This window comes from Acidithiobacillus ferrooxidans ATCC 23270 (assembly GCF_000021485.1).
In the GTDB taxonomy this organism is placed as follows: domain Bacteria; phylum Pseudomonadota; class Gammaproteobacteria; order Acidithiobacillales; family Acidithiobacillaceae; genus Acidithiobacillus; species Acidithiobacillus ferrooxidans.
Genome location: NC_011761.1, coordinates 2,228,349 through 2,248,720, shown reverse-complemented (window position 1 = coordinate 2,248,720; position 20,372 = coordinate 2,228,349). Strand labels below are relative to the sequence as shown.

General features: G+C 58.9%; 20 protein-coding genes. 12 read left to right on the top strand and 8 right to left on the bottom strand.

Going from position 1 to position 20,372, the window contains the following annotated elements:
* The first annotated feature begins 8 nt into the window (after positions 1-8).
* A complete protein-coding gene (locus tag AFE_RS11565) occupies positions 9-656 on the top strand; it encodes a VTT domain-containing protein (protein ID WP_009562418.1) in 648 nt (215 codons plus the stop codon).
* On the opposite strand, the gene AFE_RS11560 is transcribed toward AFE_RS11565, so the two are convergent.
* From AFE_RS11560 to AFE_RS11535, 6 genes are all read right to left on the bottom strand, one after another.
* A complete protein-coding gene (locus tag AFE_RS11560) occupies positions 653-1,405 on the bottom strand; it encodes a gamma-glutamyl-gamma-aminobutyrate hydrolase family protein (protein WP_009562419.1) in 753 nt (250 codons plus the stop codon). The genes AFE_RS11565 and AFE_RS11560 overlap by 4 nt on opposite strands.
* On the bottom strand, positions 1,398-2,258 hold the full coding sequence (gene aguB, locus AFE_RS11555) for an N-carbamoylputrescine amidase (protein WP_225487193.1): 861 nt from the start codon (positions 2,256-2,258) through the stop codon (positions 1,398-1,400). Before aguB ends, AFE_RS11560 begins: the two co-directional genes overlap by 8 nt.
* A 109-nt stretch (positions 2,259-2,367) precedes the next feature.
* Positions 2,368-2,667: a FeoC-like transcriptional regulator gene (locus tag AFE_RS11550; protein WP_012537241.1), complete on the bottom strand. Its 300-nt coding sequence runs from the start codon at positions 2,665-2,667 to the stop codon at positions 2,368-2,370.
* Complete coding sequence (feoB, locus tag AFE_RS11545) at positions 2,664-5,012, bottom strand: Fe(2+) transporter permease subunit FeoB (RefSeq protein WP_012537240.1); 2,349 nt, start codon at positions 5,010-5,012, stop codon at positions 2,664-2,666. Before feoB ends, AFE_RS11550 begins: the two co-directional genes overlap by 4 nt.
* Positions 5,009-5,296, bottom strand: a complete 288-nt coding sequence (locus AFE_RS11540) for a FeoA family protein (protein ID WP_012537239.1) — start codon at positions 5,294-5,296, stop codon at positions 5,009-5,011. Before AFE_RS11540 ends, feoB begins: the two co-directional genes overlap by 4 nt.
* 32 nt (positions 5,297-5,328) lie before the next feature.
* Entirely contained in the window at positions 5,329-6,585 is a 1,257-nt protein-coding gene (locus AFE_RS11535) for a carbohydrate porin (RefSeq protein ID WP_012537238.1), read from the bottom strand.
* A 500-nt stretch (positions 6,586-7,085) separates the two neighbouring features.
* Between AFE_RS11535 and AFE_RS11530 the strand changes: the two genes are divergently transcribed.
* A complete protein-coding gene (locus tag AFE_RS11530) occupies positions 7,086-8,183 on the top strand; it encodes a C40 family peptidase (protein ID WP_012537237.1) in 1,098 nt (365 codons plus the stop codon).
* Positions 8,184-8,395: 212 nt separating this feature from the next.
* Here the strand turns inward: AFE_RS11530 and AFE_RS11525 are convergent, their stop codons facing one another.
* Positions 8,396-8,758: a hypothetical protein gene (locus AFE_RS11525; protein WP_009569361.1), complete on the bottom strand. Its 363-nt coding sequence runs from the start codon at positions 8,756-8,758 to the stop codon at positions 8,396-8,398.
* A 78-nt stretch (positions 8,759-8,836) separates the two neighbouring features.
* Here AFE_RS11525 and AFE_RS11520 point away from each other — a divergent pair, with 78 nt between their 5' ends.
* From AFE_RS11520 to AFE_RS11485, 7 genes are all read left to right on the top strand, one after another.
* Positions 8,837-10,753, top strand: a complete 1,917-nt coding sequence (locus AFE_RS11520; protein WP_225487192.1) for an ATP-dependent DNA helicase — start codon at positions 8,837-8,839, stop codon at positions 10,751-10,753.
* Positions 10,753-11,421 (top strand): tRNA (adenosine(37)-N6)-threonylcarbamoyltransferase complex dimerization subunit type 1 TsaB, encoded by a 669-nt coding sequence (gene tsaB / locus AFE_RS11515; RefSeq protein WP_012537235.1) that lies wholly within the window; start codon positions 10,753-10,755, stop codon positions 11,419-11,421. Before AFE_RS11520 ends, tsaB begins: the two co-directional genes overlap by 1 nt.
* A 1-nt stretch (position 11,422) precedes the next feature.
* Positions 11,423-11,899 carry a ribosomal protein S18-alanine N-acetyltransferase gene (rimI, locus tag AFE_RS11510; RefSeq protein WP_012537234.1) on the top strand — a complete coding sequence of 159 codons (477 nt, stop codon included), beginning with the start codon at positions 11,423-11,425 and terminating at the stop codon, positions 11,897-11,899.
* A gap of 6 nt (positions 11,900-11,905) precedes the next feature.
* Complete coding sequence (locus AFE_RS11505; protein ID WP_012537233.1) at positions 11,906-13,525, top strand: peptide chain release factor 3; 1,620 nt, start codon at positions 11,906-11,908, stop codon at positions 13,523-13,525.
* Between the two features lie 27 nt (positions 13,526-13,552).
* A complete protein-coding gene (locus tag AFE_RS11500) occupies positions 13,553-14,077 on the top strand; it encodes a tetratricopeptide repeat protein (RefSeq protein WP_009561601.1) in 525 nt (174 codons plus the stop codon).
* A gap of 813 nt (positions 14,078-14,890) precedes the next feature.
* On the top strand, positions 14,891-15,373 hold the full coding sequence (locus tag AFE_RS11490) for a MerR family transcriptional regulator (protein ID WP_009561598.1): 483 nt from the start codon (positions 14,891-14,893) through the stop codon (positions 15,371-15,373).
* Between the two features lie 241 nt (positions 15,374-15,614).
* A complete protein-coding gene (locus AFE_RS11485) occupies positions 15,615-15,992 on the top strand; it encodes a DsrE family protein (protein ID WP_012537232.1) in 378 nt (125 codons plus the stop codon).
* Between the two features lie 146 nt (positions 15,993-16,138).
* Here the strand turns inward: AFE_RS11485 and AFE_RS11480 are convergent, their stop codons facing one another.
* Positions 16,139-16,840: an ATP-binding protein gene (locus tag AFE_RS11480; protein WP_074874161.1), complete on the bottom strand. Its 702-nt coding sequence runs from the start codon at positions 16,838-16,840 to the stop codon at positions 16,139-16,141.
* Positions 16,841-16,917: 77 nt separating this feature from the next.
* Here AFE_RS11480 and AFE_RS11475 point away from each other — a divergent pair, with 77 nt between their 5' ends.
* From AFE_RS11475 to AFE_RS11465, 3 genes are read left to right on the top strand one after another with little or no spacing between them, the layout of a single operon-like run.
* Positions 16,918-17,607 carry a heteromeric transposase endonuclease subunit TnsA gene (locus AFE_RS11475; protein ID WP_012537231.1) on the top strand — a complete coding sequence of 230 codons (690 nt, stop codon included), beginning with the start codon at positions 16,918-16,920 and terminating at the stop codon, positions 17,605-17,607.
* Complete coding sequence (locus tag AFE_RS11470) at positions 17,600-19,480, top strand: Mu transposase C-terminal domain-containing protein (RefSeq protein WP_012607455.1); 1,881 nt, start codon at positions 17,600-17,602, stop codon at positions 19,478-19,480. Before AFE_RS11475 ends, AFE_RS11470 begins: the two co-directional genes overlap by 8 nt.
* On the top strand, positions 19,477-20,364 hold the full coding sequence (locus tag AFE_RS11465; RefSeq protein WP_041646474.1) for a TniB family NTP-binding protein: 888 nt from the start codon (positions 19,477-19,479) through the stop codon (positions 20,362-20,364). Before AFE_RS11470 ends, AFE_RS11465 begins: the two co-directional genes overlap by 4 nt.
* Positions 20,365-20,372 lie beyond the last annotated feature (8 nt).

Genomic DNA, 20,372 nt, shown 5'->3' with positions numbered 1-20,372 from the left:
CGCCAATAATGCCGGACATTCATCACCTCGTGCGGATCCTGCTGCATTTCGACCAATACCTGACCATCCTTCTTCAGGAATACGGGGCGTGGGTCTATGCCCTGTTGTTCCTGATCCTCTTTGCGGAAACGGGGCTGGTGATCATGCCGGTCCTGCCGGGCGACTCCATGCTTTTTATCTGCGGCACGCTTGCCGGGGTGGGCGTCATGAGCGCACCCGGGCTGCTGGGTCTGCTGGTGACGGCCGCGGTGCTGGGTGATGCGGTGAATTACGCGGTGGGCCGCCGTTGGGGTGTCCACCTCTTTGGTGGGCGCCTGCTCAATGTCCGGCACCTGGATACGACCCGGCGCTTCTATGTGCGACACGGCGGAAAAACCGTGATCATTGCCCGCTTTTTGCCGGTTATCCGAACCTTCGCGCCCTTTGTGGCCGGTATTGCCGCCATGCCCTATCGCCGCTTCCTGGGCTTCAATCTGACAGGAGCGATCCTGTGGGTGGGGGGCTTGCTGGGTGCGGGATATTTTCTCGGGCGCTTTCCTTGGGTCAAAAGCCACCTGAGTATGGTGCTTGTCGCCATCATCGTGGTTTCGCTGATTCCCGCCGCGCTGGCATGGCTGCAGCAGCGTTTGCAGCCTGCCGGGACCCCTTCCCGCTAATTTTTTGTCGCGCCGTGTCCCGTCCAGCGCGCCACGCGCCGAGCGGCGCGCTGTACCAGCCAGGCAAACAGGGCCTGTTGGTGCGGGTCACCGGCGGCGGTATGTTCCGGGTGCCACTGGACGGCGAAGACGTCCGGATTGTCGGGCATGTCCACGGCTTCAATGACACCATCTTCGGCGATGGCGTTGATGCGTAGCGCGGGGGCCATATTCGCGATGGCCTGGTGGTGCCAGGAGGATATCTCCAGGGTATCCTGCCCGACGATGCCTCTCAGCAACGTGTCCGGCAGGACGATGACCTCATGCAGGACGGGGTCATGTTCGGCGTTGCGATGGCAGATGCGAGTGCCGATGCTGGTGGGCAGGTCCTGGAGCAGGTCGCCGCCCAGCGCCACGTTGATGATCTGCAGGCCGCGGCAGATGCCGAGTACCGGGATACCCCGGGCGATGGCTTCCCGCGCCAGAGCGATCTCGGCGGCATCGCGATCCCGGTGTACGGCGTGGGTGCTGTTGCCGCACGGCGCGCCATAAAAATCGGGAGAGATGTCGCCGCCGCCGGTAAGCACGAGTGCGTCACAGCGCGACAGGATGACCTGGGCTTCGGGGCACTGAGGCGGAAAGAGGACGGGCAACCCACCCGCCTGACAAACGGCGGCGGCATATTGAGGGGCGAGGGAAAAGGCCTCCCCGTTGCGCTCATAGGCACTCAGTGCGATAACGGGTGGTGCTGAGGGGTGGGTATCATCCACGGTGCGGATTTCCGTCCAAAGTCAGGATGGGCGCATAGAGTTCCGGGCGGCGATCCCGGAAGAGCCCCCACTCCAGCCGCTGGGCAGCGAGGGCTTGCAGGTCCAGATCGGCGTAGAGGATGGTTTCTTCCTGACCGGCATGGGCGATGAGTGCGCCGGTCGCGTCGCTGATGAAGGAACCGCCATAGAAGGTGATCTCGCTTTCCCGGCCGATTTCCCGTCCCACCCGATTGGCAGCCACGACGGGGATCAGGTTGGCGGCGGCATGGCCCTGCATGACCCGGGTCCAGTGCCCGCGACTGTGGATTTCCGGTGCCTGAGGCTCGGAACCGATGGCAGTGGGGTAGAGCAGTATTTCGGCGCCCCGCAGGGCCATCACCCGCGCCGCTTCCGGGAACCACTGGTCCCAGCAGATGGCGACGCCGAGGCGTCCGTAGCGGCTGTCGAACACGCGGAACCCGGTGTCGCCCGGGCTGAAATAAAACTTTTCCTGATAGCCGGGGCCGTCCGGAATATGCGCCTTGCGATAAAGCCCGAGATCGCTGCCGTCGGCGTCAAAAACCACCAAACTGTTGAAGAAGGCGTTATTGGCGCGCTCAAAAAAACTGACTGGGATCACGATCTCGCGTTGCCGCGCCAGCTTTTGCATGGCGAGCAGGGCGGGGTGGCTGTCGCGGGGCTGCGCCAGGGTCAGGAAATCGGGATTCTGATCTTTGCAGAAGTACGGCGTGCTGAAGAGTTCCTGGAGGAGGATGATCCTCGCTCCGGCATCGGCCGCTACGCTGACCTGCTGTAGCGCATTTGCAATATTCGCGGCCTCGTCTTCGCCAACGGCCATCTGAATGGCTGCCACTTTTACCCGCACCTGTCACCTCGTCCGTCATGGCCAGTCAAACATCAGTTCCGGCCTGTGGGATAAGTATAGAGAACCCCGTCACCGAGACAATAGGGCAAGTGACCGCCTATTCCATCTTCCCTTTGCATGGAAGCTTTTCCACGAGGAGATTTCCGTCGCACCAGCGGTAGGCCTGAACAGAAGACGTCATGGTGTTGCCACAACTGCCGCAGGCGCCTGATTTGCAACTACGGCCACAACCTTCCCGGGCGCCCACCGATACTTGCTCTACCATGTCGCGCCGCCGCCAGTACATCAGCATGTCCTCGACCAGTCCGACCGAGAGCTTCAATTCCGCAGCTATCTGACTGGCGCTGGCCATGCCTTGTTTCTGCAGCACCTCCCGAACTGCGAATAACGGTTTCATGCCGACGCCCTTCGGTGCTGAGATGGCTTGGATAGGGCGTCGCTGCGTTGTCCATAAAGCCGCAGACCGACAACCAGCAAGGCAAAAGCCGCCAATACTCCCGCGATCCATGCCGCAGAATAGCCGGGATGTTTGGCGAAGGTACCCGACTGGTAAATCACCGTGCTGGCGCTCCAGGCCAGGCCGGTGCCATAAAGCAGGGAGAAGCTCATCCATCCCCATCCGACTTCCCGGCGCAGTGCCCCCATGGTGCTGGCGCAGGGTACATAAAGCAGCACAAAGACCAGATAAGCAAAGGCGGAGAGGGGGGTGAATCCGGCCGCAATGGCTTGCAGGGTGGCGCTTTCGGCACCGGAGGCCTGTTCGGCGGTACCCGTGGAGTCCATGGCCGAGAGGCCGAGCGGATCATCCAGTGTGGTAAAAAAAGTAACCGCGTTGGCGGGGATGGTTTTGATCGCGCCCAGGAGTTGCCCGGCGATGTCGGGATCGCGGTAGTCCGCCATCAGGTCGGCTGCATTCTGCCGCTGATAAATGCCGTTGAGGGTGCCGATCACGATCTCCTTGGCGGCCGCTCCGGCAATCAGGCCGGAAATGGCGGGCCAGTTGTCTTGATGAATGCCCATGGGTTCAAAAATCGGGACCAGCGCGCGGCTACCCTGGGCTAGCAGGGAATGGTCGATGTCGGTGCTGCGCAGACCGCGATCCGTCCAGCCGATGCCAGGGAGAATAAAGAGCACGACGCCGATGACCGCAATCACCCGACCCACCCGGAAGATAAACACCTTCAGGCGCTGCCAGGCCTGGAGAAACACGCTGCGGAAGCTGGGCAGGCGATAGGGTGGCAGTTCCATGACGAAGGGCAGCACCTCGCCGCGCAGGGCGGTTTTGCCAAGTAGCCACGCCGTCAGTAGAGCAACGATGATCCCCAGCACATAGAGGGCAAAGACCACCTGGCCGCCGTTGCTGCGGAAAAACACGACGGCAAAGGCCATGTAAATGGTCAGGCGTGCGGAGCAGGACATGAAGGGCTGCATCAGCACGGTCAGAATGCGCCCCCGCGGGTCTTCGATGATGCGCGAGCCCATGATGGCGGGTACATTGCAGCCGAAGCCGATGACCATGGGCACCAGGGCATTGCCGGGTAAGCTCATACGGCGCATCAGGCGGTCCATGGCGTAGGCGGCGCGGGCCATGTAGCCCGAATCGTCCAGAAAGGCGAGAAAGAGAAAAGTGAGGCCGATGGGTGGGATGAAGGAAATCACCAGATTCAGCCCGCCGCCGATACCACCGGCGATGATGGAGACCAGCCAGGTGGGCAGCCCGGCGCCGAGCAGCACGTGACCGACGCCATGGATCAGCAGTGCTGCCGAGGCCTGATCGAAGAAGTCCAGGAAGACATTGCCGCCACTGAAGCTGACGACGAAAACCAGATACAGTACCGCCAGAAAAACCGGTACGCCCAGCCAGTCGTTCAATACCACCCGATCCAGTCGGTCGGTGATTTTTTGACGGAGCCCGGCCGGACCCTGGCGGTGCAACGCAATGGTCGCCATTTCCTGCGCCCAGGCGAAGCGCCGGTCCATGATCAGGTCGGCAGGGGTTTCATCGCTCGTTCCTGCGAGTTCGCTGCTGATCTGTCGCAGGGCATGCTGCGTTTTTGGGTCGGCCGGGTCGATGTTCCCTTCCAGCAGGCACAGAGCGGTAAAGCGCCGGTGAGCGGGTGGGTCACCGGGCAGCAGGGTGCCGAGAGCGGTGAGTGCCGCTTCGATAAGCTGGCCATAATCGAGCATGTTTCCCAGGGCGGGGTGATCCAGTGCCTGGGTCAGGGCCTCCATCAGGCTGATGCGGCTCCTGGCTTTCCGGGCTACCGTGGGGATGACCGGAATACCCATGGCTGCCGAGAGTTCATGGCTGCGTACCTGCAGACCGTGGGCTTCCGCCTCGTCGACCATGTTCAGGACCAGAACCATCGGGCGCCCTGTTTCCAGAAGCTCGGCGGTCAGCGCCATGTGCCGCTCCAGATTGGAGGCGTCGACGATATTGACGATCAGTTCGATATCACTATCCAATAGGAAATCGCGCGCCACCCGCTGATCTTCTCCGCCACCCCCCATCAGACTGTAGATACCGGGAAGGTCTACCACCGAGATTTTGCGGCGGCCCAGGGTCATAGTGCCGCTGCGCCGCTCCACAGTGACGCCGGGCCAGTTGCCCACATGCTGATGAGCGCCGGTCAGCAGATTGAAAAGGGTGGTTTTGCCGCAATTCGGGTTACCCGCCAGGGCGATGACCGGCAACCTGGCCGACCCCGGGTTACGCTGTGGTGTTCCATGACAGTCGCTCATGTTTTTTCTCCGGTATGGGGGCTTTCGGTGGGGATGATGGCTACGCGGACACGCTGGATGACTCCCCAGCCCAGGGCGACGCGTGCGCCGCCCACCTGTAAGACCGCGCCGCGTTTGCCAGGTCCATGCACCACGCGGACAAGAGTGTCGCGGCGGATACCCAGCATGCCCAGACGCTGCTGCATGATTTTGCCTCCGGTGATCTCCAGTACACGGGCGTGGTCGCCAGGACGGAGATCACCGATGAACAGTGGCTCGGGTGGGGAAATAATAGATGAATTCATGATGAAAACGTCCATGGCAGATCGGTCGGACTTCAGAAGAATTCAACATGTACGCGCAGAAGGCCAACGGTGCTATCCGGATAATAGCCATTGGGGTGCTGAATATACTGAAGGTCCGGCTGCAGACTGACATGCTCCGTAAGTTTCGCCACGTAGGTCAATTCATAGGACGTTTCCGCGCCGCGGATATCCGCGGGCTTCACACCCAGGGCATCCGCCACGGGTCCGGAGCGTAGCCATGCCTTAGCCATGCCCACGGACAGGCTGTCATCCGGCCGACTGGCGAAGGGATGGCCCAGGCGCAAACCGATGCCCAGATACCAAGGTACTGGATTGAAGTTCTGCGGCGCACCGCCCATCTGGATAAAAGCGCCCAGTTCCCGTTCTCCAGATAGATCCCAATTGCCCTCGGCCACGGCATAGATGCCGGAGGTGGTCGGGGAAAGCCCGTAGAGGTCAGGGTTGGATTGTTGATAATGCCAACCACCTATTTTGAGTATATACCTGCCGTAATTGTCGGTATTGTCCTCCAGATCCTCGTCATCTTTTTTGCCCCAGTGCAGGCCACCTTCCCACAACGCCATGTAGCCGCGATCGAAGGCGGAGGTCTGGTGCTGTGGGTCGCCCTGAAATACTGCAACCTTGCTGCTCAGGTGCTCGTTATGGATGCCCACCAGGAACCCTAGGCCCGAATAAGGATAGGTGGCGGTACCCGGGACATTGACGGTCATGGTCGGCGTTATGCCAAAGGAGCTGTTGATGAGCTGCAAGGCATTGGCAGTGACGTCGAAGTAATAATTCACATCCATGTAACCGACACGGGTGTTGAGCCAGTCCGTCCAGCGTTGGCGAAAGGCGGCATCGTAAAAACGAATCGCGTCAGGTGCCCAGATGTTGCTGGCCGTCTGGATGTCGCCGCTATAATTTTGCTGGACTTTGCTGCTATAAATGCCCATGAGGGAGAGGCTAAATTTGCCGCCCTTCCAGAGACCGGCCTTCTCGGTGTCGTACTCGCCACCAATCTGGCCGGCAAGGTTGCCCTCGCTGCCCCGGCGAATGCCGCCGCTGAGGTTGGAAAATAGCTCACTGTCGGCATGCCCAGCCCAGGAGATACCGTCTATCAGATGACGGTAAGCGGGCAAATATTTGGGAGAAAGGCCGGTTGTATCGGGGATAGGGCCGTTTCCCCGGGTCGCTGGATTCTCCGCCGCCCAGATACCGGAAAATGGCCCGAAAGTGCCAGCGCAGATGATGAGCACGGCAGTGGCCGGATGAAAAAGACGGGGCATGGGATACGCTCCTTTATTTATGTAATAAGACTCATTCGTATTATGATAGGTATAGAGAGGGCTGCATGTCAATAATCTCTGACTGGAGCGGGCGTGGCCTCGGAATCCTGTTGCGATCATGGTATCGATGGCACTTGTCCGGACTTGCGCCATGGTGCTTCATGACTAGCGATGGGGTCTTGCCTTGGGCGTGAATACGACCTATAGTCCCAAAGAAGGACTGTGGACCATTGATTTTACTAATGACTAATATTAGACCTGGTTTGGGAGAGAGTGACCGCGTAACCGGTAGTCCGGCGGGCGCTCTGGGTCGTCGCCATGTGTCCGCATTCGGAGCGCAGTATGCATATCGAGCCGAACTTGTTCGGCTTTTTTATTGTGGGTAGGGAGAGCCTCGAAGTTTCTCTGTCTTAATTTTGAGAAATGGCAATGTCTCTGCATAATCGGCCAACGGGCGGATTACGCAGCGGCGATTCCCAGGTGATTCGGGAGACGAACGAATGCAAAAAAAACATCACTGGCAGGTTGCCATGACGGTAATGACGCTTTTAGGCGGGATCGGTGTGTGTCAGGCGGCCCCGCACGGGGTGGTTCACAAGCCTTTGCATCGGGTCAGTCACCACTCTATCCACAAGCCTTTGCACCGGGTCAGTCACCACTATATCCACACACCCTTGCATAGGGTCGCCCACCATGCTTACACGCGCTCCCACCACAAAGCGACACATGCCCTAAAAAGTGACTACACCTCGCTGACGCCGACGGCGTTACGGTTGCTGCATCTTGCCCCCGTTGAATTTGCTGGAGTCGGTGCGGCGCCGCAGGCCGTTCCGACCTACGGTTTCCCTATGCAGTCCTTTCCGGTAGTGGATAGAGATAACGTAACAAGCCCCATTTTTGTTGACCAGTCGCTGGGACTAGTCAAGGCCGGGATGGTGACGGATGAGGCGCCAGTGGTTCTTCCGAAACGGCCGGTGGCCGCTCCGGTTGATCCGGTGCCCGGGACCCCGCTGCCGGAGCAATCGCATCTGCGGCTGGCGTTGGAGATGCTGGCGAGTCAGGCCTATCACTGGACCCGCCACCCTTTGCAGGCACTGGAAAGCAGTGGAAATATCGCTGTCGGGTCGCAAGCGGCTACCCAACTGGCGGATGATATCGCGCAGGAAGGGGAATATGCGGATTCGGATGGCCATTCTGCCACAGGCTCCTGGTTGTCCCCTCGTCAGATGGTGGTGTCTGCGCTCAAATTCATCGGTGCTCCCTATCGCTGGGGCGGGATGAGCCCGGTCTCGGGGTTCGACTGCAGTGGTTTCGTCAAATACATCCTGGCGAAGTTTGATATTCATGTGCCGCGTACGTCTTATGCCCAGGCCGCCCAGTTGCGGAGGGTTTCCCGGGATGATCTAAAGCCGGGCGACCTGGTGTTTTTTGACACTCTGCACCGGCCTTTTTCCCATGTCGGGATATATATCGGTGACCAGCACTTCGTCAGCGCCCAGACCCCGAGCACGGGAGTTCGCGTAGCGAGTTTGAATGACCCTTATTGGGCCGCACGTTTTGACGGGGCGCGCCGTCTGCCGGTGTCCAGCGCTTCCTGATGACGAAGTAACCATCCGCCTTATCGTCTAACAACCCCGCGCCCTGGTTCAGCCTGGGGTGCTATATTCTGTATAGGCGGGCAGCGACGCATATGGGCGCTAGACGTCTTGCTCCATATCATCCGGCGTCTTCCACTCATAACGGTCGGGCGCCTGAGTCTTGGCAGCCGTGAAACCCTCCTTCTGAAGCAGTTCAGCATTTTTTTATTGGTTTAGTCCGGCGCCGAAGTTTTGCCAAGGGGCGCGGCAGCGCCGGAGGGTGCCCCGCTCCGATCCATGCGGGCGAGCAAATGCAGGCCGCCGATCATGCCGAGGATGCGTTTGTGCACGGCGTCCTCCCAGATGTCCTGGGCCACCAGGGGCCAGCATTTGCACTGGGTATGTGCGGCGCGGAAAATAGGCGGTGCGGTGTGGCAGTCGAGGGCGATGAGTAGGTCGGGCCAGTCGTGGTCGGTTTCCTCCGACCGCGCCTCCAGCCAGTCGGCGCCCAGGGATTCCGCCAGCGTCGTGGCATAGCGGGCTTTTGCCGGATCGGTCGGATGCCAGAACAGGATGCGTACACGCCGTTTATACATGAATGCCCTCTTTCCCCATGATTTGTGTAAAAATAGCAGGACTGACGATAAAACGGGAGCAGCGATGAGGTGTCGGGCGTGACTGGGGGAGGCCAGGACTGGTCTGTGCTGTTGGGCGAGACCGGCGCGTTGGCACGGGCGTTGCCGCAATTCAGGGCACGGGAGCAGCAACAGGCTATGGCCGCGCAGGTGGCCCATACCCTGCGCGACGGAGGGGTGGCGCTGATCGAGGCAGGGACGGGCACCGGTAAAACCTTCGCTTATCTCCTGCCCGCCATGCTTTCGGGGCGCAAGGTGCTGGTTTCTACCGGCAGCAAGGCGCTGCAGGATCAGATACTGGAGAAGGATATCCCGCTGCTGTTGCGGGCGATGGGAAAGCCCTTGCGCGTGAGTCGCCTTAAGGGGCGAGCCAACTATCTCTGCCGGCATCGTCTGCAACGCTTCAGTGCCGAGGGTGTGGCGCCAGCCTTGGTGGCACCCTTGGCGAGGGTGGCCGACTGGGCGGGGCGGACGCGGGAGGGCGACGTCAGTGAACTGACCTCGGTGCCCGAAGATTCGCCGATCTGGCCTCTGGTAACGTCGACCCGGGACAACTGTCCTGGCAGTGAATGCCCAGAATATGGGCGCTGCCATGTCATCGAGGCGCGGCGCCAGGCTCAGGAGGCGGAGATTCTGGTGGTGAATCATCATCTGCTTTTTTCTGACTTGGCGTTGAAGGCCAACGGTATGGGGGACCTGTTGCCGCGAGTCGATGCCATGGTGCTGGATGAGGCCCATCAAGTGCTGGATCTGGCCGGGCGTTATTTCGGCCAGCACCTGAGCAGCCATCAGCTCTGGGACTGGGGGCGGGATAGCCGCGCCGAAACTCTGGCCGAAGCGGGGGATGACGAGGGTTTGCTTGCAGCAGCCGCACAGGTGGAAACGCAAACGACGGCGTGGCGGACGGTTCTGGGTCCGGGTGACGAGCGTGGCTCCTGGGCTTTGAATCCCGATAGTGCGGAAGGCTCTGCCTTCGCCCGTTTGCGTCAGGCGGTGGCGGAACTGGGTCAGGCACTGAACGCTGCAGCAGCGCGCGGCAAGGGCCTGGAACAATGTGCGGCGCGTGGGGTGGTGCTGCTGGCGACGGTGGATTTCTTTGCCGCGCACAACGCCCCGAACATGGTGTTCTGGCAGGAGAAGAAATCTCGCACGGTGCAGCTCCATGCCACCCCCCTGGATGTGGCGGCGCCCTTGCAGCGGCACCTGCTGGAACCGGTGGAAAGTGTCATTCTCACCAGTGCGACCTTGCGGGTAGGTGACAGTTTCGCCAGTACTGAACGTGCTCTGGGCCTGACGGCGGTGAGCACCCTTACAGCAGCCTCGCCCTTTGATTATGCGCGGCAATCCCTGCTCTATCTACCGCCTCTGATGCCGGAGCCCGGTCATCCTTCCTATACACGGGCTTGCTTGGACGCCGCGGCACCAGTCATCGAGGCCAGTGGCGGACGGACCTTCTTTCTCTTCACCAGTCACCGGGCTTTGCAGGAGGCGGCGGTATCCCTGCCACAGCGGTTGTCCTTCCCCATTCTGGTGCAGGGGAGTATGCCGCGCCCCCGTCTCCTGGACCGTTTTCGCAGTTTGGGTAATGCGGTTCTGCTGGGTGCGGCCAGCTTTTGGGAGGGGGTGGACGTGCAGGGCGAGGCCCTCTCCTGTGTCATCATCGACAAATTGCCCTTTGCCAATCCCTCTGATCCGATTCTGCGTGCCCGCACGGAGCAGTGTCAGGCAGAGGGCGGTGAACCCTTCCGCGAGTTACAGATTCCTCAGGCGGTGATTGCCCTGCGCCAGGGTGTAGGGCGGCTGATTCGCTCGGAGATGGATCGCGGTGTGCTGATGCTTTGCGACCCGCGCCTGCGCAGCAAGGGTTACGGGCGCATCTTCCTCGACAGTCTGCCGCCTATGCGGCGTGTTTCCAGCCTCGACGCGATCCATGCGTTCTGGCGGGGAGAAGCCTGATGGGACTGCCGCGTTTTCTGGCTATGGACACCGCTACTGAGGCCTGCTCAGTGGCCGTCAGCACCTCGGCCGGAGTGGTCGAAGCGTTTATCGTGGCGGTCAATGCCCACAGCCGGTTGCTGCTCCCCATGGTTCAGCAGGTTTTGGATCGCGCTGGCGTCACCCTCGCCGACATAGGGGCCATCGCCTGTGGCGTAGGTCCGGGAGGCTTCACCGGGGTGCGCATCGGTGTCAGCACGGCGCAGGCACTGGCAATGGCACGCGGGCTGCCGGTCTATCCCGTTTCCAGTCTGCAGGCACTGGCGGCGACGGTACCCCAACCGCTGGTGCTCGCGGCGCTGGATGCACGCAAAGGAGAAGTCTACACCGGGGTGTTCGGTCAGGACGCGCAAGGGATTCCCCGATTAAGGGGCACCGAAAAAGTCTGTGCACCTGAGGCCGTGGATTGGCCAGATGAGGGTCAGTGGTGGGGGCTCGGTACGGGCTGGCACGCTTATCATGCCCGCTGGCAGGGCCCGAAGATACTGGGCTGGAGCGGCGACAGTTTTCCTCGGGCCGGAGCCGTATTGCGCCTTGCCCAGGCGCGCTGTCAGGCGGGAGACCGGGGTATTCTCCCGGCGCTGTTGGAGCCGCACTATATCCGCCCCTCCCTGCCAGAGGAAACGTAAAATGAATCTGCGTCCCATGCGGGCGGATGATCTGGACGCGGTGGCGGCGCTGGAGTCGCAAATCTCCCCGGGGCCATGGACGCGGGGTGTTTTCCGCGAATGTCTGCAAGCGGGTTATGATGCCTGGATTATGGAAAATGATGGCGGTGTGCTGGGCGCCTTTGGCGTCCTCTCCACGGGCGCGGCCGAGGCGCATATCCTGAACCTCGGTGTGGCGACCGCCTTGCGTCGACGCGGTTTCGGGCGGCGGATGCTGCAACATCTCCTCTGTCGCGCCGGGCAACTGGGTGCGCAAAGGGTTTTTCTGGAAGTGCGCGTGTCCAATGCGGGTGCGCAGGATCTGTACCGTTCCCAAGGATTTCATGAAATCGGGGTGCGTCTGAATTATTATCGCAATGGAGATGGAGAGGGTCGGGAGGATGCTCTGGTCTTGTCCCTGTCGCTCCTGCCGTCCGCAAACCAACTCAAGGAAGGTTGATCGTTTATGTCGTTATCCCCTGTTGCTGCGGCTCCGGCCAATGCTTTTACCGACGCCATTCGGCGTCGCCGTACCTTCGCCATCATCTCCCACCCGGATGCCGGTAAGACTACGCTTACCGAAAAGCTCCTGCTCTTCGGGGGTGCCATTCAGCTCGCGGGGACGGTCAAAGCGCGTAAAAGCAGTCGTCATGCGACCAGCGACTGGATGGCCATTGAAAAGAGCCGCGGTATTTCGGTGGCCAGTTCGGTCATGCAGTTCGAGTATGACGAACACGTCATCAATTTGCTGGACACGCCGGGTCATCAGGACTTTTCCGAAGATACCTACCGGGTGCTGACAGCCGTAGATTCGGCATTGATGGTGATCGACGGCGGCAATGGCGTCGAGGCGCAGACCATCAAGTTGCTGGAGGTCTGCCGTCTGCGCGATACCCCCATCATCACCTTTATGAACAAGTTCGACCGCGAAAGCCGTGACCCGACGGAATTGCTGGATGAGGTGGAATCGGTGCTCGGCATTCGGTGCGCCCCCGTCACCTGGCCTATCGGCATGGGCAAGCGTTTCCGCGGGGTGTATCACCTGCTACGCGATGAAGTGCTGGTCTTCGCTGCGGGGGAGGAGACCCGGGAGCAGGCGGTGGAGCGGATTGCCGGGATCAATAACCCGGAGCTGGACCGCCGCTTTCCCGAAGAAATGCCCGAGTTGCGGGAGCAGGTGGAATTGCTGCGTGGCGCCTCCCACCCCTTCTCGCTGGAGGAATTTTTGCAGGGACAGCAGACGCCGGTGTTTTTCGGCTCCGCCATCAACAACTTCGGGGTGCGGGAATTGCTGGGGGCGCTTATCGACTGGGCACCTTCGCCGCGCCCCCGTCCTACTACCGGTCGGACCGTGATGCCCGAAGAAGAGGCCTTCAGCGGTTTTGTATTCAAGATTCAGGCGAATATGGATCCTCAGCATCGCGATCGGGTGGCCTTTCTCCGGATCTGCTCCGGGCATTTCAAACGTGGTATGAAAATCAGACAGTTGCGTCTGGGGCGGGACATCCAGGTGCATAATCCTATTACTTTCCTGGCGCAGGAGCGCGAACTGGTGGAGGAGGCCTTTGCCGGTGACATCATCGGCTTGCATAATCACGGCAGCATTCAGATCGGTGACAGTTTCAGTCAGGGCGAAGTGTTGCAATTCACCGGGATTCCATACTTCGCGCCGGAGTTGTTCCGCAGGGTGCGCCTGCGGAACCCGCTCAAGGCCAAGCAACTGCAAAAAGGCTTGCAGCAACTGGCGGAAGAAGGCGCAACCCAGGTCTTCAAACCGCTGCATGGTGGGGATATGATCCTGGGTGCGGTGGGCGTACTGCAATTTGATGTGGTGGCGGAACGGCTGAAAACCGAATATACGGTGGACGCGATTTTTGAGACGGTGACGGTGCAGACGGCGCGCTGGATTCAGTGTGCTGATCCAAAAATACTCGCCGAATTTACCCGAAAGCATGAAGAGCAGCTTGCGGAAGACGCGGGGAATCGCCTCGCCTACCTGGCACCTTCCCGGGTTAACCTGGACCTCACCATGGAGCGCTGGCCGCAAATCGTGTTTCATGCTACCCGGGAGCATGCGGGATCATAACGCCTTGGGTGGGGCGGAGGAGAGCCGATGTTTCTGCGCGCAATAGTCCTGATGACGGCGGGCCTGTGGCCCCTTGTCGTCCAGGCGCAAGACCTGGAATCCCTGCGTAATCAGGCCGAACAGAACCCAGCCGCGCTGGCGCGTTTGCGGCAGGCCGCGGTATCGCAGAATGCCGACGCGGCTTTTTATCTTGGCACCCTCTACTCTCCCCTGATTACCCGCCAGGAAAGCACCGTCGTCAAAGGCTGGCCCGAAGCCCTGCGCTGGTATCGCCGGGCGGCCCGGCTCGGCAGCGCCCGGGCGGACTTCGATATGGGGCTGGCATATGAGAAGGGTCTGGGTGTTCCTGAAAATTCGCAACGCGCGGCGACCTACTTTTCCCGAATGGCGGCCATCGCGAGAACTGAGACGGCAACGCCATCACCGGCAGGTGCGGCGGCGGACCAGGCCGGTAGCCATGCGGGCCAGAGTGGCCGCCCCCAACGGTATAAGCCGGCAGCTTTTGCTCCGACCGATCATTGGCCCCGCGACTGCGCCATGCGCCGATACTGAACCGCTTCCGCCAGATGCGGGGGACGACGGCAGGAAGAAGCCACTCTGGTCTTCAGACCGTCAGGCCTGGGTCAGTACCTGGACGGCGCCATGGGGTTGCGATCTCTGGGTAAGGGCGATGGCTTGGTGCGCAGTTATCTGGATGTCGCCCCCCACATCGCCCGGGAAGTGGGGGAGGATGCGTCCGGGAACTGGTGGGCGCCGCTATGAAAATGGCGTCCAAAATCAGCGTACGGATTTCGAAGCGCAAATAGCCTACTTTTCCCTGAAAAAATTCGGAAGCCCTGGCTATGCTCCAGCAGGAACGTAAAGGGCAGTAGGAGCAAACATGGATGGATTTTCCTAGCCAATGTACGTACTTGACAGACGGCGCCTGCTGACACTATGTTAACGTTAACGTTAACGTTAATGTTAGATGAACGGCTGAATCTCAGAAGTGACCAGTATCGAGTGCGGCGGAGCGGCAACCTTTTTCGAGTACGCCAGAGCGGCGGATATGATGTTGTTCACAGGATACAATAAGGAGATATACCGATGACCACGTCCCACGTTAAGGTCCTGATTCACGTCAATGACGTATTGGATGAGGGCACTTCGCGCCCCCTCCTAACCTGTCTGCGTGAGGTCCCAGGGGTTACCCAAGTGAGCTTCGATCCCAAACAGGAGCATCTTATTGTCGTGCAGTATCAACCGAACACCACATCGTCAAAGGAGTTGCTGGAAAGTGTTTTGAAGCACGGTCATCAGGCTCAGTTGATAGGGTTGTAGGCCACGATGCCCAGGGCCAAGCATGGCTCTACTGGGACCGAGAGGATGAAACCTCTGAAGATTGGTGAGGCGGCAAGCCTGCTCAATACTTCAACCCGCACGCTTCGCTTCTATGAGGAGCAGGGAATCCTGGCACCGGTGAAGACGGCAAAGGGTGTGCGTCTGTACACAGACGATGACATCGAGCTCATCCGCGTAGTTCAGCACCTGGCTACCCTAGGTGTCGCGTTGCGGGATATTGCCGAACTTGCGACCATCCGTTCCCATAGCCAGACCGGCCATCAGGCGAGTCATAAGGTATTCGCCTTGCTTGAAGAATTGCGCCGAAGGGTGGAATGGAAGAAGAAGGAATGTGAGCTCGTGCTGGAACAAATTGCTACGACTGCTCGACTCGTGAAACGGTGTTTCGGTTGCGAGAATCCGCCGACACATCTCGGGTGCGAGCAGTGCCCTGTCGCCAGCAACGTCGGCGACTCACGCTTGCTACAGCTGATTTGGGACAAGGACACGCCCAGGAGGGTGTCATGAGGCTTTTCCAGATCCCACAGAGTACACATATCGGAATGAATGGCCGGACGGATTCTTTCAGATCGGCAATCAGGCCTGCCCGATCACCCTGGAAGGGCCTCTCCACACCGCGCTCAACAAACCAGTGTGAAGGGAGCCACCATACTATATCTACTGAACACGTAGGTTCATTGCCATACCGGCAGGGGGGGCTTGGAGCCCCGCAGCCGCCCGTTCACTGCGAAACGAAAGGAGAACTTCCATGTCCGAACAAAACGCTGCTGACCTCGTCATCATCCTGATTACTGGTCCCGAAAATCCCAAGCGCCTGCCTTCTGCCTTTTTCCTCGCGGCTACTGCGGCAGCGGCAGAGCAAAACGTTGTCATGTACTTCACCGGCCCAGCGACGGAATTGCTAAAAAAGGGAGTATCCGAAACGATTTATCCACTCACCGGCGGCAAGAGTGTAGCGGATTTCATCAAGCTGGCGGAAGACAATGGTGTCCGGATCATCGGCTGCGCCCAATCCCTGGACCTCGTCGGCATGACCGTAGAAGACCTTGCCCAGCAGTTGCCGATGTTGACGCCGGGGCAAGCATTACCGGCGCTGGCCACGGCCAAGCGCATCCTGACGTGGTAAATCCTATCCCTGTTAGCGCGACCGCGTGGCCGCAGTTTGGTCATCCAGCAGCACGAGTTTTCCACCGGACGGCTTAACTGTGGACTAAGTGCGTAGTCATTTCCAGGTGATCCGCCCTGTCCGGCCCTTAACTGCTTTTTCTAGGATCATTGGGCCAGCGTCTGCGCCAGGCGGCGATACTGGATGGCTTCTGCCAGATGCTGGGTACCGATCGGATCACTCCCTTCCAGATCCGCGATACTGCGGGCGACGCGCAGCACCCGATGGTAGCCCCGCGCGGAGAGGTGCAGGGTCTCGGTGGCGCGGCTGAGCAGGCGGGTGCCCACCGTATCCAGAGCGCAAAACTGATCCAGCAGTTCGCCCTGAAGTTGTGCATTGCGCACCTGCTGCCGCTGCCACTGGCGATCAACGGCCTGAGCTATGCGTTCGCGCCAGTAGGCAGAACTTTCGCCTGGTCCCGCCTCTTGTAAGGCGCTTACCGGCAGGGCGGGCACTTCCATCTGGATGTCGATGCGGTCCAGCAGCGGGCCGGAGAGCCGACTGCGGTATTGGCTGACCTGTGCCGGGGTACAGCGGCATATCTGCTGCGGATCACCGAGATGGCCGCAGGGACAGGGATTCATCGCGGCGACCAACTGAAACCGGGCTGGAAAAGTGGCCCGCCGCGCCGCCCTGGCGATATGGATTTCTCCCGATTCCAACGGCTCCCGCAGGACTTCCAGCACCGCGCGAGGGAACTCGGGCATTTCGTCCAGGAAAAGAACGCCATGATGTGCCAGACTGATTTCACCGGGGCGAGGGTGCGAACCACTGTGACTTCTACCAATTAATGCTACACTATGAACCATGAAACAACTGCTTACGCCGCTTGATTTACACCAATTGCTGCTACACAATACCACCAATAGCCGCTACAAGGTTCAATATGAATATCAATAGCTGCAACAAAGTTGATAACCCCTCCAGGCGCAAGATCGGTACGACTCGGCGTAGTGTTTCCGGGCTTTATCCGTTTCGCGGCGTGGGTCCAGTAGACTTCGAGTCTACGTTGGAACGCGACTTTCTGATCCGCCTGGAAACGGATAGGCGGGTACTAGATGTCGTTTCGCAACCCACGACTATTGAATTTGTTGGCCTTCGCGGGCAAGTCTATCCCTATACACCGGACTATCTGGTGACCTACCGGGCATATCCTGGGCCTTACCATGCCCCTATTCTTGTTGAGGTGAAGCCCGCCAGCGAACTGGATAAGCATTTGCCCGAATGGAAAGCAAAATTCCGTGCGGCCATGACTCATTGCAAGGAGCGGGGCTACATATTTCATTTGAGGCATGAACCGCGTATCCGCGACCAACGCTGGAAGAATGCCATGTTTCTGCAGAGATATCGGCAAATGCAGTTCGTGCCGGAAGAGTCTGAATGGATTATCGGGAATCTGCGTCAAATGGGGACAGCGACGTTTGACCACCTGTTGGCCCGCCACTTTTTTGGAGAAGTGGACCGCGCCATAGGCATTAGCCACCTGTGGCACCTGCTGGCGACTGCACGGATGGAGTGCGACTGGTCACAGCCATTGTCCCAGACCAGCGAACTTTGGGTGCCGGATCATGGCTAAGCCAGCCCGACAAACGTTTCTGCCAGCGCCAGGAAAGATGGTGATGACCTCCGGAAAGATTTATCGCATCACTGAAGTGCTGGATTTGGAAACCGTCATTGGGTTGGATGTGGAGTCTGCCCGGAGTTGCACCCTGCGTATCGCTGACTTGGCACCTGCGGCGGATGGCACCGTAATGGTTCGTGATCTGGATACCATTGCCGACGAAGATTGGAAGACGGCGCAATCCCGATATGCAGCGATACAACCGCTTCTGGACCGATTTGACGTGGGGCGGCGTGAGGTAGAGGCTCGAGCTCAAGAAGTGGGAATCAATTTCACCACGCTTTACCGTTGGCTGAAGCTATATCGGGATGCGGGAACTCTTGACGGGCTCATGCCGGAGAAAAGAGGTGTCAGGAGGGGTGCCAAGAAAATATCGGTCCATGCGGAACAGATCATTCAGGACGTTATCAGTGTGCTGTATCTGACTGTGCAGCGGCCCTCCGTTCAGAAGGTAGTTTTGGAGGCGCGCCGACGGTGTATTGAAGCGCAACTCACTGAGGTACCGCACCCGAACACGGTACGTGCCAGGGTCGCGGAGATTAGTGAACGTGAGACGCTACGCAAGCGGGGATATCGTGAGAAGGCCAAGAACAAGTTCATTCCTGTCCCCGGTCAGTTCCCCAACGCGGATTATCCACTGGCTGTTGTGCAGATAGACCACACACCCGCAGATATTATTTTGGTTGACGATATTTATCGCAAACCCATTGGCCGCCCCTATATTACTATGGCAATAGATGTGTTTAGTCGCATGGTCGTTGGCTACTATCTGTCCTTTGACGCACCTTCGGTAACCTCTGTGGGGATGTGCGTGGCGCAAGCTATTCTTCCCAAAGATGATTGGTTGGTCTTGCATAAGGTCGATGCAAAATGGCCAGTGTCTGGTCTAATGACGACCATTCATGTGGATAATGGATCGGATTTCCGCTCGGAAAGCTTCCGCAATTCCTGCATGATGTACAATATTCGTCTGGAATACCGACCGGTAAAGCAGCCCCGCTATGGCGGTCACATCGAACGTTTATTGGGCACCATGCTGAAAGAGATCCATGATCTACCCGGAACTACGTTCTCGTCGATAAAGGAACGGGACGAATACGACTCCGAGAAGCACGCTACGATGACCAAGTCGGAATTTGAAACATGGCTGGTTACCCTTATTTGCAAGGTGTACCACAAGCGACTTCATTCTTCCATCGGTATGACGCCCGAGAAAAAATGGGAACTGGGTATCTTCGGGGATAAAAACACCCCGGGCCGTGGAATGCCCGCGTTACCTGCGAATCGTGAGGTATTGTTATTGGACTTTTTGCCAATGTTCAAGCGGACTATTCAGGCGGATGGTGTTTCCGTAGATGGACTGACCTATTATGCGGACGTTATCCGGCAGTGGATCAATGCGGATGACCCGGACACCCCCGGTAAAAAGCGGCAATTCATTTTCCGCCGTGATCCCCGTGATATCAGCGTGATCTGGTTCCATGATCCTGAGTTAAAAATGTATTTTCGCATCCCATACGCGGATCAGACGATACCGAGCATGAGTATCTGGGAGTACCAGCAGGCGGTAAGCCGCGCTCGTCAGCAGGGTATGAAATCTGTGGATGAGGCCATGGTGCTCCAAGCCTTGAATGATCTGCGGCAACAGGTCGATGGCTCGTCGGAAAGGACGAAAAAGGCGCGTCGCCAACAGCAAAAGCGCAAGGAACACGCGAAAAAGGTATCTCCATCACAGCCGCTGACTTCAAATAGAAGCGTATTGGAGAAAGCGGCCCCTGCCTCGATGTTGCTGAAAGGCGTTGTTAAGCCATTGGATGATATTGCATGATGGACCTTACTCATATTCATCCGGAATTCCGCCATATTTTGGGCATGTCGGATAAGGACCGCATGGCATTTCTCGACGAGCCGCGCTGGATAGGTTACGCCCAGGCTAATCGCCTTTTGGATAACTTGCGCAGTTTAATGGAAAAGCCCGTGCGCCCACGTATGCCTAATCTGTTGATCGTTGGTGATTCCAACAATGGCAAGACAACGGTTATTCGGCGTTTTCAGAAGTTGCATGGAGAGGGCTACGTTAATGAGGATGCGGAACCCGTCAAACCGGTTATTGTAAGCGAAGCGCCGCCCAGCGCGGACGAAAAGGGGTTGTATATAGCGATCCTGGAGCGTTTCTGGACACCGTACCGAGCGACGGATTCTGCTTCTAAGCTGCGCTACCAGGTGGTTCATCTGATGCGAGACTGCCATGTGCGTATCCTGGTTATCGACGAATTTCACTCTCTCCTGACGGGGACGGTGACTAAACAACGCGAGGTCATGAACGCCATCAAGCTGCTATGCAACGAATTGGCGATCCCCATCGTTGGCGTGGGCATCAGAGAGGCCGTCCGGGTTTTGCACACGGACCCACAGCACGCCAGCCGCTTTGATGTGGTCACGTTGCCGCCTTGGGAATTGAATCCAGAGTTTCAGCAACTGGTAGCGAGTTTTGAACGAGTATTACCACTCAAAAAGCCCTCTTTGTTACATCAAAGCGAGACGGTAAGTCTGCTTTTCGCCATTTCCGAAGGAAATCTTGGGAATCTCCATCGGCTTTTGGTGGAGTGTGCGGTGGAAGCCATTAAAACGGGTACGGAGAAAATCGACAAATCGATCATAGAGGGGAAGCAATGGCTGCGGCCTACGCATGGCATTCGGGAACTGGTGTAGAGCGCCCG